The 15,357-nt window shown below is 73.5% G+C and carries 13 protein-coding genes; 7 read left to right on the top strand and 6 right to left on the bottom strand.

The annotated features are described in order from the left end of the window. Window positions 1-21: 21 nt before the first annotated feature. The 3 genes from Van01_RS15540 to Van01_RS15530 all read right to left on the bottom strand — a co-directional run bounded on the left by Van01_RS15540 (window position 22) and on the right by Van01_RS15530 (window position 4,301). Window positions 22-1,479 carry a GTPase family protein gene (locus tag Van01_RS15540; RefSeq protein WP_204007471.1) on the bottom strand — a complete coding sequence of 486 codons (1,458 nt, stop codon included), beginning with the start codon at window positions 1,477-1,479 and terminating at the stop codon, window positions 22-24. Then, the gene (locus Van01_RS15535) at window positions 1,476-3,311 is read right to left on the bottom strand and encodes a dynamin family protein (RefSeq protein ID WP_204007469.1); all 1,836 of its coding nucleotides are present in this window, start codon (window positions 3,309-3,311) and stop codon (window positions 1,476-1,478) included. The genes Van01_RS15540 and Van01_RS15535 overlap by 4 nt, the downstream gene beginning before the upstream one ends. A gap of 96 nt (window positions 3,312-3,407) precedes the next feature. Continuing rightward, complete coding sequence (locus tag Van01_RS15530) at window positions 3,408-4,301, bottom strand: IniB N-terminal domain-containing protein (protein WP_204007467.1); 894 nt, start codon at window positions 4,299-4,301, stop codon at window positions 3,408-3,410. A 295-nt stretch (window positions 4,302-4,596) separates the two neighbouring features. Here Van01_RS15530 and Van01_RS15525 point away from each other — a divergent pair, with 295 nt between their 5' ends. The 3 genes from Van01_RS15525 to Van01_RS15515 are packed head-to-tail and all read left to right on the top strand — an operon-like array spanning window position 4,597 to window position 8,859. Then, window positions 4,597-5,865: an Hsp70 family protein gene (locus tag Van01_RS15525; protein ID WP_204007465.1), complete on the top strand. Its 1,269-nt coding sequence runs from the start codon at window positions 4,597-4,599 to the stop codon at window positions 5,863-5,865. A 5-nt stretch (window positions 5,866-5,870) separates the two neighbouring features. Continuing rightward, complete coding sequence (locus Van01_RS15520) at window positions 5,871-8,387, top strand: LuxR C-terminal-related transcriptional regulator (protein WP_204007463.1); 2,517 nt, start codon at window positions 5,871-5,873, stop codon at window positions 8,385-8,387. A gap of 49 nt (window positions 8,388-8,436) precedes the next feature. Beyond that, a complete protein-coding gene (locus Van01_RS15515; protein ID WP_204007461.1) occupies window positions 8,437-8,859 on the top strand; it encodes a roadblock/LC7 domain-containing protein in 423 nt (140 codons plus the stop codon). Window positions 8,860-8,874: 15 nt separating this feature from the next. On the opposite strand, the gene Van01_RS15510 is transcribed toward Van01_RS15515, so the two are convergent. After that, window positions 8,875-9,279: a DUF2267 domain-containing protein gene (locus tag Van01_RS15510; RefSeq protein ID WP_204007459.1), complete on the bottom strand. Its 405-nt coding sequence runs from the start codon at window positions 9,277-9,279 to the stop codon at window positions 8,875-8,877. Between the two features lie 166 nt (window positions 9,280-9,445). On the opposite strand from Van01_RS15510, the gene Van01_RS15505 reads away from it, so the two are divergent. Then, window positions 9,446-10,315: an AraC family transcriptional regulator gene (locus tag Van01_RS15505; RefSeq protein ID WP_204007457.1), complete on the top strand. Its 870-nt coding sequence runs from the start codon at window positions 9,446-9,448 to the stop codon at window positions 10,313-10,315. Between the two features lie 123 nt (window positions 10,316-10,438). Next, entirely contained in the window at window positions 10,439-12,496 is a 2,058-nt protein-coding gene (locus Van01_RS15500) for an alpha-glucuronidase (RefSeq protein ID WP_204007455.1), read from the top strand. 49 nt (window positions 12,497-12,545) lie between these two features. Here the strand turns inward: Van01_RS15500 and Van01_RS15495 are convergent, their stop codons facing one another. After that, a complete protein-coding gene (locus Van01_RS15495) occupies window positions 12,546-13,196 on the bottom strand; it encodes a class I SAM-dependent methyltransferase (RefSeq protein WP_204007453.1) in 651 nt (216 codons plus the stop codon). Window positions 13,197-13,336: 140 nt separating this feature from the next. Between Van01_RS15495 and Van01_RS15490 the strand changes: the two genes are divergently transcribed. Both Van01_RS15490 and Van01_RS15485 read left to right on the top strand, forming a co-directional pair. Beyond that, on the top strand, window positions 13,337-14,257 hold the full coding sequence (locus Van01_RS15490; RefSeq protein WP_204007638.1) for a helix-turn-helix transcriptional regulator: 921 nt from the start codon (window positions 13,337-13,339) through the stop codon (window positions 14,255-14,257). Between the two features lie 9 nt (window positions 14,258-14,266). Next, the gene (locus Van01_RS15485) at window positions 14,267-14,494 is read left to right on the top strand and encodes a DinB family protein (RefSeq protein WP_204007451.1); all 228 of its coding nucleotides are present in this window, start codon (window positions 14,267-14,269) and stop codon (window positions 14,492-14,494) included. 75 nt (window positions 14,495-14,569) lie between these two features. Here Van01_RS15485 and Van01_RS15480 read toward each other — a convergent pair whose 3' ends face one another. Continuing rightward, window positions 14,570-15,319 (bottom strand): SDR family NAD(P)-dependent oxidoreductase, encoded by a 750-nt coding sequence (locus tag Van01_RS15480; RefSeq protein WP_239099099.1) that lies wholly within the window; start codon window positions 15,317-15,319, stop codon window positions 14,570-14,572. Window positions 15,320-15,357: the final 38 nt, after the last annotated feature.

Below are 15,357 nucleotides of genomic sequence, written 5' to 3'. Positions count from 1 at the left end.
CCGGGACCTCGACCCGGGCGGCTAGCGGGCGTGGGCGGCGGCCAGGTCGGCGAGCAGGCCCTCGCAGCTGCGGGCCACCACCTGCGCGCCGCGTCGCTGCGGCAACGCCAGCCCGGCATCCTCGGCCCGTTCCCGCCACCGCCAGCGTGCCTCGGCGGCGGTCTCCCACAGCCAGGCGAGGGTGGCGTCGGGAGCGATGCCGAGCCGGGCCGCCGGGTCGTCACCGTCACCGCCGAGCAGCCGCCGGGCCTCGGCCGCCAGTTCGGCGTCGAAGCCGAGGCGGCCGTCGCGCAGCGCCGCGAGCAGCCGCGATTCGGCGAACTCGTGCGCACCGGCGAGCAGCCGCTCCAGCGCGGCGAGCAGGTCGCCGGTCGCCGGTCCCGGCTCCTCCCGCAGCACCGCCTCCACAGCCGTCAGCGCCGACCGGGCCTTGAGCACGTGCCGGCGGTCGACGAAGAGCCGGTTGAGGGACTCGCGCAGCTCACCGAGACCGCTACGGCGGACCAGTTCGGCGGCCAGCGCCACCCGGTTGTCGCAGCCGGTGCGGACGAGGGTGGTCGCCAGGCGGATCCCGACCACGCCGAGCCGTTCCAGCAACGCGCCGCGGGTGGCCGTGGGCAGCCCGGCGGGCGGCTCGCCGCGGGCGAACCGCTCGGCGGAGAGGAGGTACGGCTCGAGCTCGGCGCGCGGCACCCGGGCCAGTGCCGCCAGCGCGGCGAATTCGGTCTCGCTGAGCACCCGGCCGGCCAGCCCGAGCAGCCCACTGCACGGCACCACTGTCGCGCACAGCGCGTCCACGTGCGGGTTCCGCAGCGCCCGCCGGGCGAGCTGACGCGCGCCGAGCAGCGCGTCGACGCGTCCACCGCCGGACTCGTCCACCCGGGACAACACCATGATCGTGTGCACCGGTGCGGCCTGCCCGACGACGCCCTCCCGGGTCGCCCCCAGGGCCCGCAGGTCGGCGCCCCGGGCGTCGCGGGTCAGGTACAGCAGCGCGTCGGCCTCCCGCAGCACCCGCGCCAGCACCGGATCCGCCGCCTGCCCGTCGGTGCCGCCGAGCGCCGGTGTGTCCAACAGGGTGAGTTGTCGCAGCGACCGTGCCGGCCACCGCACCACGATGTCGCGCAGCTCTCCGGCCCGCCAACCGGTGAGGTCGACCCGCATTCCGGTGCCGGAGCGCAGCACCGCCAGCCGCTGTGGTGGATGACTCGTGGAGTAGCCGGTGGCGTCCGGTTGGGGCCCGTCCTCGTACCAGGTGAAGGCGCTCCCGTCGACCGGAGCGACCTCCTCGCCCATCAGCGCGTTGAGCAGTGTCGACTTGCCGCTGCGCCAGCCGCCGACGACGGCGACCCGCAGCGGCTGGTCGTAGCGGGCCACCTGATGCCGCAGCAGCTCGGTGGCCCGTGGGTTGTCGTGATAGGCGTGCAGCGCCCGGTGCAGCAGGTCCCGGACGTCCGCATCCAGCCGCGCTCCGGTCATGTCAGTGGCGCCGGGCGGGCGGCGGTGACCTGCTGCGCCTGCTCGTAGAGCTCGGCCAGCCGGATCATCCGTTGCTGGATCTCGCGTTGACGTCGCTCACGCGCCGCCGCGTCGGTGTCGGCCGCCTCCTTGGCGCTGCGCAGCGAGTCGATGATGGCGGTCTGCAACTCGTCGGTCAGCGCGACGAAGTGGTCCCGCAGCACCCGTTGCGCTCGGCGGGCCGCGTCCCGGCTGTCCTTGCTGACCTGGATGAAGAAGTCGTCGACGTGCCGCTGCACCGCCGCCTTGACCGTGGCCTGTCGGCGGCGCAGCAGTTGTTTGCCCTCGTCGCGGATGCTCTTGCCGCCGAAGAGGGCACCGGCACCTATGGAGATCGGATTGATCATGGGCATGCCGGCCAGGGTCAGTGCCAGGCCGAACATCAGCAGCCCACCGTAGGAGCCCTTCATGCCGGTGAAGACCTTCTGGCCGACCGAGAACCTGTCGACGTTCGGCCGCTCCAGCTCCGGCACCGGGGCACCGTACTCGACCGACGCGGTAAGCGGCCACGGTGGCAGCGAACCGTGGCCGTACCTGGCGAACGACGCGGCCACCCGCCGGGCGATCCAGTCGCAGCGCTGGACCAGCCACCGCCGGTTCGCCTCCGCCGCCTCGACCAGGCTCCGCTCCAGCCACTGCGCGACGGCGTCCCACGCCACCAGCGGGTCCGCGGTTTCGAACGCCTCGTCGACCATCCGCAGAATCTGCCGGGTGCGCTCCCGCAGGTCGTGCTCGATGTCGGAGATCAGGTCGGCCATCTCGTCGGTGAGCGTGTTCTGCCACCGGGTGGAGCACCGGCGCAGCTCGTCGACCTCCCGCTGCGCCGCGTGCAGCCGGGCCATCGGAGCGGACTCCTCCGCCGAACGCTGGTTGGACAGTTCCGCCCGCAGCGGCGCGGCGAGCTGCTCGACAACCGTGCGCGCGGTCAGCACCACCGCGGCCCGGGCCAGGGTGTCCGGCTTGGCGGCCAGGTGCCGCCGGAGCAGGGCGATCAGGGTCGGGAAGCCGGACTCCGCGTTGAGCGTGTGGTCGTCGGTGGCGGCGGCGTGCAGGCGCAGCGCGGCGGAGACCGGGATCAGCGGCACCGGCACGCCCGCGTCGGCCAGGTGCCGTCGGTTGCGCTCGGCCACGGCCCGCCAGTCCGGCACCAGGTCCGTCTTGGTCTGCACCACCGCCACGTTGGAGTGTGACCGGGTGAGGTGCAGCAACATGTTCAACTCGGTCACCGACAGGTCCCGGGTGGAGTCGGTGACCAGCAGCACCGTGTCCGCGCGGGTCAGGGCGGCGACCGGGGTGCCGGCGCCGGCGGCGGCGACGTCACCGCCCGGCATGTCGACGAGCACCACACCGGCGCCGAGCAGCGCCCGGGGCAGACCGATCTCGATGTACGCGGGGCCGCCGCCGGGCTGTCGGCCGGTGCTGCCGGCGACTCCGGCGGCGATCTGGTCGGTCGGCACCGGCGTGCGCTGTACGGCCGGCGGGTCAGCGGCGGGCGCCGTTCCCGGCACCGGCAGCGGTGTCTGCACCACAGTGGCCGTGGCGACCTCGGCGTGCCGCAGGACCGTCGGCAGGACGGTGGTGGTCCCGTCGCCGACCGGGCAGACCGGCGCGTTGACTATCGCGTTGACCAGCTGGCTCTTGCCCTGGTTCGGCTCGCCGACGACGAGCACCGTCAACGCCGGATCGAGCAGGTGGGCGCGCTTGAGGCGGACCGCCTGAAGCAGGTCACCCCGGCCGTGTTCCTGGCACGTGCGGGCGATGTCGTCGAGCGCGTCGAGCCAGATTCCCGCCATCACCGCACCAAGTGTGCTGATTTCGGCTCAATTATCAAGAGCGACGGGACGGGCGGGGTCGGCACCGTTCGGTGCCGACCCCGCCCGCCGGCGGTGTCAGAGCAGACCGTCGGTGAGGCCCAGCACCCCGCCGGTCGAGGTGGAGGCCTCGCCGTGGGTCGCCGTGTCCCCGCTCACCGAACCACTGACCCCGCCGCCCAGCACCCCCGTCGCGCCGCCGGTCACGGTGCCGGTGACGCCGCCCAGCAAGCCGTCCACCTGCCCGGTCACACCGCCCACAGTGGAATCAAGGTCGAGCGGCGGCACCACGCCGCCGGTCTCACCGGTGAGGCCGAGCCCGCCCAGGGTGTCGCCCACGCCGAGCGAACCGACCAGATCGCCGACCTGACTGGTGGTGCCGGGAAGCAGACCGGAGGTGGTGTCGAGCAGCCCGGAACTGGTGCCGTTCACCGCGGAGACGGGGTCACCCACCGCATCGGTGACGTCACCGAGCGCCGGCTCCGTGGTCCGGTCGATCGGGGCCACGACATCCGCGTCGAGGGTGTCCGCCACGTCGTGCACACCGGACAGGTCCACACCCACCCCGCTGGGGTTCACGCCGAGGCCGACGCCCGGGAAGACACTCGCTCCCGCCGTCACCGTCGACGGGTCGACGGCAATCGTGCCGAGCACCCCGGCCTTGACGTCCACTCCGGAGTGGGAGCTGCTGACGGTGATCTGCTGCGCCACGTTCTGCAACTGGCTGATCGCGTCGGTGGCGTCGCCGACAAGCGGATCGAGGCCGAGCTGCCCGGTGACCGGTGCGACAGGCGCGAGGCCCTGCACCGGTGCGTAGTCCACCACCAGCGGCACCACGTCCTGGACGTCGGCGGCGGTGATGTCACCGAGGCCGGCGGCCCGCAGTGCGCCCTCCGGGTCGAGGTCGAACGCCGACCGGGCGTCCGCGTCGGTCAGCAGGTTGAGCACGAAGTCGTGCAGGGTCTGGTCCATGTCGGGGCTTCTCCTCGGCGAAACGTCAACGACCGGTGATCGCCGACGACGCTACGGGCGGCCCGCCAGACCGGGCATCGGGGACGATCCCGCAATCCGACCCGTTCGATTAGGGGCATCCCCGCTCTCGTACGTTAGGGGGAGTGGGGGACCGGTGCCCGCCGAAGTTGGGGCTCCTGATGTCGGAGTGATCTCTGGTACGAACGTAGGAGCCCACGGGGTCCCCCGGGGCGGCCCGCGTCGGCGGGCCTGTCCGGCCCAACCCCACGGCCGACGCGGTCAAGGAAGAAAGCAGATGGCCTACGTGCTCGGGATCGACATCGGCAACACCAGCACCGTCGCCGCGGTCGCCCGGCACCGTGACGGGCACTGGGGGCATCCCGAGCCGGTCGCGCTGCACCCCGGGCCCGGTCCATTGCCGTCGACGCTGCTGCTCGCCTCCGACGGCACCTTCACCCTCGGTGAGAGCGGCGAGTCGGAGCGCACCGCCCGGAGCGTGCTGGCGCGGGTCGGCGACCACGTGCCGCTGCTGCTGGCCGGCGAGCGGTACCGACCGGAGACACTCGTCGCGCTGCTCGCCGCGCACGTGGTCGATCAGGTCCACGGTGCCCGGGGCGCGCCGGCCGAGCTGGTCGTGCTCAGCCATCCGGCCTCCTGGGGCCGGTACCGTCGCGACCTGCTGCACAGCGCGCTGTGGGACTACGGCCTGGGGGAGGTGACGCTGCTGCCCCGCACGGTCACCGTGGCGGAGGGGTACGCCGCCCGGGGCTTCGCCGGCGGCGTGGCCGCCGTGTACGCGCTCGGCGGCGGCACCTTCGAGACCACGCTGGTCCGCCGCAACTCCCGGGACCGCTACGAGACCGTCGGCGTCCCCCGGACCCTCGCCCGGCTCGGCGGCGACGACTTCGACGAGGCGCTGGCCGGACACGTGCGGACCGCGCTGGCCCGGGACCTGGCCGCCGCCGGTCCGGGCGGGCGAACCGCACTGCGCCGGTTGCCCGCCGAGTGCGAACGGGCCAAGCGTGAGCTGACCGTCACGTCGCAGACCGACGTGGCGCTGTCGTTGCCCACCGGGCCCGTCCGGGTCCCGGTCACCAGGCTGGAGTTCGAGGAGCTGATCCGCCCCGCCGTACAGACCACAGTGGAACTGCTGGCGCAGGCCGTCCGCGACGCCGACCTGGCCCCGGCCCAGCTCGACGGCGTGCTGCTCGCCGGGGGCGCCAGCCGGGTTCCGCTGGTCGCGGAGCTGCTCGCCACGGCCGGTTTCCCGATCGAGACAGCACCCGACCCGCAGCACACAGCCGCCGCCGGCGCGGCCGCCGCCGGCAGCCGGATCCTGTCCCCACGCCCGCTGCCGGCCGGCCCGCCCGCGACCGCCGGAACCCCCGCGACGGTCGCACCGACGTCCCACCGGCCGATGGCGCGTACCGCCGGCCCGCCCACGGCCGACGACCTGACCCCCCACGAGGAGCCACCACCCCGCCCGCCGATCCGCTACCCGCCCCTCGACCTGCCGAAACGATCCCGTCGGAAACTGGTACGCAGCCGGGGGCACGAAGGATGACCGCCATGATGACGAGCGCCGTGGCGGACAGCCCGCTGGTCCTCGACGCCGAACCGACCGACCTGCTCGACGCGATCACCGCCGAACCGGCCGCGCCGCTCGCACTCGGAGTGACCGGCCCGGGCGGCCACGGCCGCACCACCTACCTCCAGGAACTGGCCGGTCGCTACGCCCAGGGCGGTGTCACCACGCACACCGAGGTACCGGCGACCGACGACGCGTGCGACCCCGACGCGGTACTGCTGATCGACGACGCCCACCTGCTCGACGACGACCGGCTGCGGACCCTGCGGCGGCTGGTGGCCGACCGCCGGCACCGGATCGCGGTCAGCTACCGGCCATGGCCCCGACCCGCGGCCCTTGTCGAGTTGACCGACACGCTGCGCCGCGAGGGACGCCAACTCCTGCTCACCCCGTTCACCCGGGCGCGCACCGCCGCGTACCTCGCCGCCGTGCCCCGCCTCGGCCGCCGCCCGGAGCTTGTCGACTTCGTGCACACCCAGACCGGTGGGGTGCCCCGCCACGTGGGGTGGCTCGTCGACGGGCTGCGCGAGCACGAGACGGCAGGCATACCGACGGAACCGCCCCGCCAGGCGCTGCTGTACCTCGGGCCCGACCTGGAGCACCTGGCTTCCGACGTACGACGGTTGCTGATCGCGCTGGCCGCCGGGGTGCCGCTGCCCACCGAGGCGCTGCGCCCGCTGCTGAATCGTGAACCGGCCGAGATCGACGACCTCGTCGCCGAAGCCCGGGCGGCAGGTCTGCTCAGCGCCGACGGTCGGCCCACCCCGTTGGTCGGGCGGGCGGTGACCGCGTTGAGCCCGGCCGCCGACCGTACCGCGGTCTGGCACCTGCTCAGCGAGCTCGCGCTGAGCCGGGGCGCACCGGTGCTGCCGCTGGTGCGCTCGCTGCTGGCGGCCGGCGTGGCCGGTGACTGCCCGGCGGCCACCCTGGAGGCGGCGGCGGAGGAGGCCCTCGGCGGCGAACCGGCGTTGGCCGCCGAGTTGTTCGCGGCGGCCGGCGCCGCCGGCCGACCCACCGGCGGACGGCAGGCGGTCGCCGCAGCCCTCGCCGGTGATCTGGACCTCGCGCTGCGGCTGGCCGACCGGCTGCTCACCACCGCGTCGCCGGCCGGCCGGGCCGAGGCCGCCCTGGTCGCCGCCACCGCCCTGGCCCACCGTGGACAGACCGACCGCAGCGTGGAGCTGTACCGCTGGTCCGGCGGGGCGAGCGCGCACGCCTTCGCCGTGGTCGGCGCGCTCGCCACCGGCCGTCCGAGCGACCATCCCGAACCCACCCAGGACAGCCCACCGACCCTGCCGGCCGGCGCCGCCCGGCTGATGGCCGCCGGGGTACGCGAAAGCGTCCACGGGACACCGTCGGCGGCCCTGTCCACCCTCGTGCAGGCGGCAGCCCTGCTGGAGCCCGACGGGCGGGCGGTGCTGCTGCCGGACAGTCCCGCCGCGCTGGCGGCGCTGACCGCCGTGCACTGCGGCGAACTGGACATCGCCGAGCGGGTCCTCGACCGCGCCCTGGCCAGCGGGATCGGCGGGCCGCTGCTCACCGGCCGGCACCGGCTGCTGCGGGCCTGGATCCTGATGGCCCGGGGGCGGATCGCCGCCGCCGGTGAGCAACTCGCCCAGGCCACCGCCGGCGTCGGGCTGGAGTCCCGCGACCTGCTCTTCGCCGCCGGGCTGACCATGGGGATCGCCCGGCGCGCCAGCGACCTCGGCGCGTTGCAGCGCGGCTGGGTACCCGCCCTGGAGGCGGTGGTCCGCCACCCGGTCGACCTGTTCACGCTGCTGCCACTCGGCGAACTGGCCATCGCCGGTGCCCGGCTGGGTGACCTGGATCGGCTCCAGCCCTACCTGCGGACCGCGCACGAGTTGCTCGGCCGGCTCGCCGATCCGCCCCTGTGGCGTACGCCGCTGCACTGGAGCGGGCTGCACGCGGCGATCCTCACCGACGACCCCGCCGCCGCCGACCAGCATGTCAGCGCCCTGGTCGCCGCCGCCGGCCACAGCCGGTACGCCGCGGTGGTGGCCGCCGCCGCCGAGTGCTGGCTGGAGGTGCTGCGCGGCACCGTGGACGCGGTCCGGGTCGAAGCCGCCGCCCGGGGCCTGCACGACACCGGCCTGTGCTGGGACGGCGCCCGGTTGGCCGGGCAGGCCGCCATCCGCACCGCCGACCGGCGGGCGATGACGGCGCTGCTGGACTGCGCGCGGGCACTCCAGGGACGGTCCGCAGCTGAGGACCGCAAGCCGGCGGCCGGTGCCGTCTCGCACCGGCTCAGCGACCGGGAGCGGGAAGTGGCCGAACTTGTGGTCGCCGGTCTCACCTACCGGGAGATCGGGGACCGGTTGTTCATCTCGGCCAAGACTGTGGAGCATCACGTCGCCCGGATGCGTTCGCGGCTGAACTGTGCCAACCGCACCGACCTGTTGGCCCTGCTTCGAACCATTCTGGCGGACCCGTCGTACACCACGAACGGACAGCCCTGGCCCCGACGGGCCGCGAACTGAGCCCGGACCGGCCGGTCTCCACCGGCTCCACCCAACGAGAGGACCTGCCATGACTTCTGCGGTGGCCACCGCCGACAACCTCGGCCGCGCGCTCGACAACATCGTCGACCGCGTGCCGGGTGCCCAGTTCGCGGTGGTGCTCTCCCCGGACGGGCTGCTGCTGGGCGCCTCCCGGGGCATCGACGACGAACTCGCCAGCCAACTGTCCAGCATGGTCTGTGGGCTTCAGGCGCTGGGCCTGGCCGCCGCCCGGGTCTGCGGCGACGGCGAGCTGCACCAGGTGGTGGTGCAGATGTCCCGGGCGTTCCTGTTCCACGCCACCACCGGCAACGGTGCCGTCCTGGCCGTCGGTATCGACGGCGACGCGGAGGTCGGCGACATGGCGTACGAGGTGGCCATGTTCGTCGCCCAGGCCGGTGACCACCTGCCGGTGTACCTGGAGCCGGTCGCCGAGGGCGCCCTGCTGCGGTGACCCTCGGCGGCGCGGTCAGCCCCGGTCGCGGTGCGCGTCGTACTGCGGGGCCGGATTCGCCACCTGCCAGAACTCCGCCGGCAGGAAGGCGATGACGTCGTCGTACTGACCGGCCTCGACAGCCTCGCGAAGGGTGTCGAGGACCGCGCGGATGCCGGCGGCGGCCAGGTCGGGGTCGACATCGGCCCGACCAGCTACCCGCTGCACGAACACGTCGAGCCCGAAGCGCTCGGCGTCCTCACGCGGGCCGAACGCGTACGCCCGCAGCCCCTCCGGCAGGTGAGCGGCGAGATCACGCGCCTCGCCGCCGTCGATCCGTTCCGCCAGGGTGGTGAGCGTCGCCCGCGCGATCGCGGTCGCCTGCTCGGCCGAGGTCCCGGTGCGGTTCGCCACGGAATCGATGAACTGGTCGTCGTCCACCTCGTCCTACCCCTCTCGCCGCGCGGATCCGGCGTCTACCCGCCCACCAGCGCCCCAAACGGGCGCGTCGGGGGCGCCGTCGGGCCCCCACATGATCGGATCGGGCCAGCAGGATCGGGCGCGGCCAGGGCCGCGCGAGCCAGGCTTGACGTCGAAGGGAGGCCTTATGATCTCGGCACTCAACCGGCTCGTCGATCTCGTCGAGGAGCACCTCACCGAGGAACTCGACGTCACCGCAGCGGCCCGGGCGCTCGGCACGACCGAGTACCACCTGCGGCGGATGTTCTCGTCGCTGGCCGGCATACCGCTGTCGGAGTACGTGCGTCGGCGGCGCATGACAGTCGCCGCCGCCGACGTCGTGCGGGGCGCGGACGACCTGCTCAGCATCGCGGTGCGGTACGGGTACGGCTCCACGGAGGCGTTCGGCCGCGCGTTCCGGGCCGTCCACGGCACCGGACCCGGTGACGTCCGCCGTGACGGAGGCCCCCTTCGTACCCAACCACAACTCAGGTTCCGCCTGACCGTCGAAGGGAGCACCCCCGTGGACACCCGCATCGTCGACCGCCCCGCGTTCCGGCTCATCGGACACGCCACCCGGGTTCCGCTCATCCACCAGGGCGTCAACCCGCACATCCAACGGCACGTCGCCGCGTTGCCGGCCGAGGAGCACCAGCGGCTCAAGGACCTCGCTGACACCGAACCGGGCGGTCTGCTCCAGGTCACCGACGGCGTCGACCCCGACGCCGTCGAGGGCACCGAGCTGACCTACCTGCACGGGGTCGCCGTCGCCGGGGACAGCCCGGTCCCCGACGACCTCGACAGCATCGAGGCGCCGCCCGGCACCTGGGCGATCTTCCGCACCGCCGGCCCGTATCCGCAGGCCCTGCAACAGACCTGGGCCGCCACCGCCGCCGAGTGGTTCCCGTCGAACCCGTGGCGACTGCGGCCCGGGCCGTCGATCGTCGCGATCCTCGATCGGTCGGCCGACTTCAGCACCGCCACCTGCGAGCTGTGGCTGCCCGTCGAACCGGCCTGAGGCGGCACGGTCCGCCGACCGGGTCGGCAGGTCGGCGGGCGCGCTCTCCGGGGCGTGTCCGCCGACCGCCGGAACTTCCGGAAGTATCTTGACGCCTTTGGTGGGAACGTTACGATCTGCGCAATGACCGGCCCCGCTCCGACCGACGTCCACCCCGCCTGGTTGCCGTCCGAGGTGTTCCGCGCGATCGGCTCGCGGCACTGCCTCGTCCGCGGCGCGGGACGGCTCGTCGACACCGTCTTCGCCGAGGTCGAGCGGGCCTGCGCCGAGCACGGCGGCAGCGTCCGGCGGGACACCGAAGGGCCGCCACCGGCCCTCGTGCTCGCCCTGGTCGCGGCGGTCGGCGACGGCGGCCCGGCGGAACTCGACGCCGCCCTGACCGACCTGCACGCCGTCGACGGTGGGCCGCTCGGCGCGGAGGGCTACGCGCTGGCCCGCCACGGCGAGGTCACGGTGCTGCTCGCCGACCAGCCGGCCGGGCTGCTGCACGGGCTGTTCCACCTGATCCGCCTCGGCGAGGCGGCATTCGGCGCACCGCACGCGGCGCAGCCGCACCGCCCCGCGATGGACCGCCGGATGCTCGACCACTGGGACAACGTCGACGTGCACCCGGTGATGGGGCAGGTCGAGCGCGGCTACGCCGGCGGGTCGATCTTCTGGCACGACGGCCGGCCCCGGCGTGACCGCGCCCGGGTGCGGGCGTACGCGCGGCTGCTGGCCGCCTGCGGGATCAACGCGGTGGCGGTGAACAACGTGAACGTCCACGCCACCGAGGCGCGGCTGCTCACCGAGCGGCTCGACGACGTCGCCGAGATCGCCGACGAGTTTCGCCCGTACGGCATCCGGGTGCACCTGTCGGTCACCTTCGCCGCGCCTGTCGTGCTCGCCGGGCTGCCCACCGCGGACCCGCTCGACGACGCGGTGCGGGCCTGGTGGGCCGAGACCACCCGGGCGGTGTACGCCCGCATTCCCGACTTCGGCGGCTACGTGGTCAAGGCCGACTCGGAGGGACAACCGGGTCCGTTCAGTTACGGCCGCGACCACGCCGACGGTGCGAACCTGCTCGCCGAGGCGTTGGCGCCGCACGGCGGTGTGGTGCACTGGCGGGCCTTCGTCTACAACCATCGGCAGGACTGGCGCGACCGCTCGACCGACCGTGCACGGGCCGCGTTCGACCACTTCGCCCCGCTCGACGGCCGCTTCCGGGGCAACGTCATCGTGCAGGTCAAGCACGGCCCGTTGGACTTCCAGACCCGGGAACCCGTCTCCCCGGTGATCACCGCGATGCCCGCCACCCTGAAGGCTGTGGAGTTCCAGGCGACCCAGGAGTACACCGGCCAGCAGCGGCACGTCTGCTATCTGGCTCCCTGGTGGAGCGAGGTGCTGCGGTTCGGGTGGGGCGACGACGGACGTACCGTCGCCGACGTGGCCGCCGACGGCGGCGGCCTGGTCGCCGTCTCCAACGTGGGCGACGACCCGTTCTGGACCGGGCACCCGTTGGCCCAGGCCAACCTGTACGCCTTCGGCCGGCTCGCCTGGGATCCGCGGCTGCGACCGGCGGAGCTGCTCGACGAGTGGATCGAGCTGACCTTCCATCCGGAGACCAGCGCCGACCCGGACCTGCTCCGCCGCACCCTGCACGAGATCATGGACGACTCGTGGCGTACCTACGAGCGCTACACCGCCCCGCTGGGCGTGGGGTTCATGGTGCGGCCGGGGCACCACTACGGCCCGGACGTCGACGGATACGAGTACACCCCGTGGGGCACGTACCATTTCGCCGACCGCGACGGGGTGGGCGTGGATCGTACCCGCGCCACCGGCACCGGCTTCACCGCCCAGTACCCGCGGCCGTGGTCCCGGGTGTACGAATCCTCGGTCACCTGCCCCGACGAGCTGCTGCTCTTCTTCCACCACGTGCCGTACGAGCACGTGCTGCACAGCGGTCGCACCGTCATCCAGCACATCTACGACACCCACTTCGACGGGGTGGCCGAGGTGGAGGCGGCCTGCCTGCGCTGGAAGCCGCTTGTCGGGCTGGTGGACGCGGCGGTGCACGCCCGGGTGACCGAGCGGCTCGACGAGCAGCTGCGGTGCGCGCGCGAGTGGCGGGACCAGCTGAACGCCTACTTCCACCGCAAGTCCGGGGTACCCGACGCGTACGGCCGCCCGCTGCACTGAGCCGACAGCGGTGCGGCCGCGGTGCCCACGGCCGGCTGCGGTGTCCTCCTCAGGATGCCTCGGCCCGGTAGAAGGCGAAGCGGCCGAACCACGCCGTGCCCCCGCCGTTAGGCGCGACGCCGGTCAGGCCGGCGTCGACAAGCGCGGCCAGTACCCGCTCGGGGAGGCTGGCGGCGAGCCGAGGGTTGCGGTGAGCCCTACCCCCTCCCCGTCCGGACGGGGTGCCGTCGAAGTCGAGGACGTGCAGTTCGCCGCCGGGACGCAGCACCCGCCTGACCTCGCCCAGCGCCCGGGTGTGTTCGTCGCTGTCGAGGTGGTGCAGCATGAACGCGGAGAGCACCCGGTCGACGCTGTCGTCGGGCAGGGGTAGCGCGCCGGCGAACGCCTGCTCGTATCGGATCGGTAGCCTGCGCCGGGCCGCCTTGCGGCGCGCCCGGCGCAGCGCGGCCGGGTCCGGGTCGATGCCCAACGCGTCGATGCCGGGCAGTCGGCGCCCGAGCGCGGTCAGCAGGTTGCCGGTGCCGCAGCCGATCTCCAGGATCCGCTGGCCGGACCGGAGGTTGGCCCGGTCCATCAGTTGTCCGTGGATCCGCCCGATGCCCGCGAGGCGGGAGAACGGATCGTAGAGCGGAAGCAGCCAGTGCCTACCCATGCCGGGCAGGTACTGCTGTGCGTGATCGGGGTGGTGCTTCCCGGCCATTCGGTGCTCCATGTCAGACGAAGTTCGGTCGTACTCTCAGCGTCATGGAGCGCGACACCGTGGGCAATGGCGTAACTGTGGACCGGATAGGACGAAGTTCGGTTCCAGCGCCGCGCGCAATCGGAGTGACCGGACAGGGTGTGCCGGTCATCGGGTTCGGCCGGACAGCCGGCGTCGCCCCGGTCGCCGTGGCCCGCGTCCGACCGGACACGCCGGTCGTGGGCCCGGCCGGCGCGCACACCCACGACTTCCTGGTGCTCTTCTACGCGCACCGGGCGGACGGGCGGCTGGTGATCGACAGCCGCAGGTGGGCGGTGACCGACGGAGACCTGTTCGTCATCGCACCGGGGCAGGTCGTCTCCTTCCTCGACCCGATCGAGGCGACTGTCACCGACGGCTGGGCTGTGTGGTTCCCGACCGACGTGGTACGGCCCGGTGCGTCGGGGGCCTACTCGTCGTGGCGGTCGCACCCGTTGCTTCTCCCGTTCGCCCACGGCACCCACCGGGCACAGCGCCTGCGTATCCCGCCATCCGACCGGGCGGGCTGGGTCGAGCGCCTCGGGTCACTCGACGCCGAGTTGCGCGCCCGGCGCGACGGTCACCAGGAGGCCGCCCTCGCCCACCTGACCCTGTTGCTGGTGGCCGCGGCCCGGCTGCCGACAGCCGTCGCCGACCAGCTGCGTTCGGCGGAGGAACCGCTGCTCGCGGCCGTCTTCGAGGTGATCGAGCGGCGCTACCAGGAGCCCATCTCGCTTGCCGACGTCGCCGCCGAACTGGCGCTCACCGCCGGGCATCTCACCACTGTGGTACGCCGCAGGACCGGCCGGACCGTGCAGCGGTGGATCGCGCAGCGCCGGATGCAGCAGGCCCGCCTGCTGCTGACCGACACCAACCTGACGGTGGCGGCGATCAGTCGCCGGGTCGGCTACCCCGACGTCAGCTACTTCATCAAACGCTTCCGCGCCGAACACGGCGTGACCCCCACCCAGTGGCGCGACGCCGCACCGGGCGCACCGGCACCGGCCGCTGGTCCGGACCGCGTTGTCGGTCCGGGCGCGTAGCGTGCGGGGGTGTTCACGAGGAGGGAAGCGAACGGCTGGGATCTGGCCAGCGCGACCGGGCAGCCGTACGACGTCGATGACCAGACCCTCGACGCGGTCCACCGCCTGGTGTCCCAACAGGCCAGCAGCGACGGCACCGCCGGCCCGTTCGGGCCGTCGATCACCCAGCCCGACGATGCTCCCCTGCTTGACCGGGTCCTCGGGCTCACCGGCCGACGTCGGGGGTGGCCGTCCTAGCGAAGCGCCGCGCAGGGCGCGTCGCCGGTCAGCTCACGCGTCGGTACGGTCGGAGATCGGCGGAGCGTGCCGAGGTCAGCCTCGGACGAGTTCGCGGCCACCCGCCAGCGACAACGTCTGCCCGTTGACATGGCCGTTCGCCGCCGAGGCCAGATAGGTGATGGCGGTGGCGATGTCGTCGGGAGTGCAGATGCGACAGGTGGGGGTCTTCTCCGATTCGGCCGCTACCGCTTCCGGGCCGAGGAACGGGGCGCTCAGCACCTTGTCGGTGAGGGTGAACCCGGGGCGCACGATGTTCGTCAGAATGCCGTGCCGGGCTTCCCGGACGGCGAGCACGCGGGCGGCGGTCTCCAGCGCGCCCTTGGCGGTGGCGTAGGCGATCGGCCCGGCCATGGGTTGCCCGACGATGTCGGTCGACACGACGACGACGCGTCCCCAGCCGGCAGCGCGCATGGCCGGCAGAGCCGCATCGATCAGCGCCAGCGGGCCGACGGTGTTGACGGTCAGCGACGTGCTGAGGCCATCGATCTCGTCCGCGTCGAAGGCGGGCCACTGCACCGCGTTGGCGATCAGGGCGGAGATCGGCCCGAGCCGTTCGGTGATCTCCTCGATGACGCGGGGCACGGCGGTGTGCACGCCGTGGTCCAGGCGGACGGCATGGGCCCGACCGCCGGTGCGAGTGATGGTGTCGACGACGTCCCGGGCACCGTCGTGGTTGGTGTGCCAGGACACGGCGACGGCGGCGCCTTCGGCCGCCAGGTGCAGGGCCGTGGCTCGGCCGATCGCTCCGGAGGCCCCGGTGACGAGGGCGACCCTGTTCGACAAACCGGTTTCCATCATCATCTCCATAGCCGGCTATAGGT

Source organism: Micromonospora andamanensis, from assembly GCF_016863495.1.
Taxonomy (GTDB): domain Bacteria; phylum Actinomycetota; class Actinomycetes; order Mycobacteriales; family Micromonosporaceae; genus Micromonospora; species Micromonospora andamanensis.
This window is presented reverse-complemented; position numbering and strand designations above follow the sequence as displayed.

Bases quoted from the DNA above. Each gene is read 5' to 3' on its own strand.
- Van01_RS15540 (WP_204007471.1), bottom strand. From the start codon at position 1,479: ATGACCGGAGCGCGGCTGGATGCGGACGTCCGGGACCTGCTGCACCGG.
- Van01_RS15535 (WP_204007469.1), bottom strand. From the start codon at position 3,311: ATGGCGGGAATCTGGCTCGACGCGCTCGACGACATCGCCCGCACGTGC.
- Van01_RS15530 (WP_204007467.1), bottom strand. From the start codon at position 4,301: ATGGACCAGACCCTGCACGACTTCGTGCTCAACCTGCTGACCGACGCG.
- Van01_RS15525 (WP_204007465.1), top strand. From the start codon at position 4,597: ATGGCCTACGTGCTCGGGATCGACATCGGCAACACCAGCACCGTCGCC.
- Van01_RS15520 (WP_204007463.1), top strand. From the start codon at position 5,871: ATGATGACGAGCGCCGTGGCGGACAGCCCGCTGGTCCTCGACGCCGAA.
- Van01_RS15515 (WP_204007461.1), top strand. From the start codon at position 8,437: ATGACTTCTGCGGTGGCCACCGCCGACAACCTCGGCCGCGCGCTCGAC.
- Van01_RS15505 (WP_204007457.1), top strand. From the start codon at position 9,446: ATGATCTCGGCACTCAACCGGCTCGTCGATCTCGTCGAGGAGCACCTC.
- Van01_RS15500 (WP_204007455.1), top strand. From the start codon at position 10,439: ATGACCGGCCCCGCTCCGACCGACGTCCACCCCGCCTGGTTGCCGTCC.
- Van01_RS15495 (WP_204007453.1), bottom strand. From the start codon at position 13,196: ATGGCCGGGAAGCACCACCCCGATCACGCACAGCAGTACCTGCCCGGC.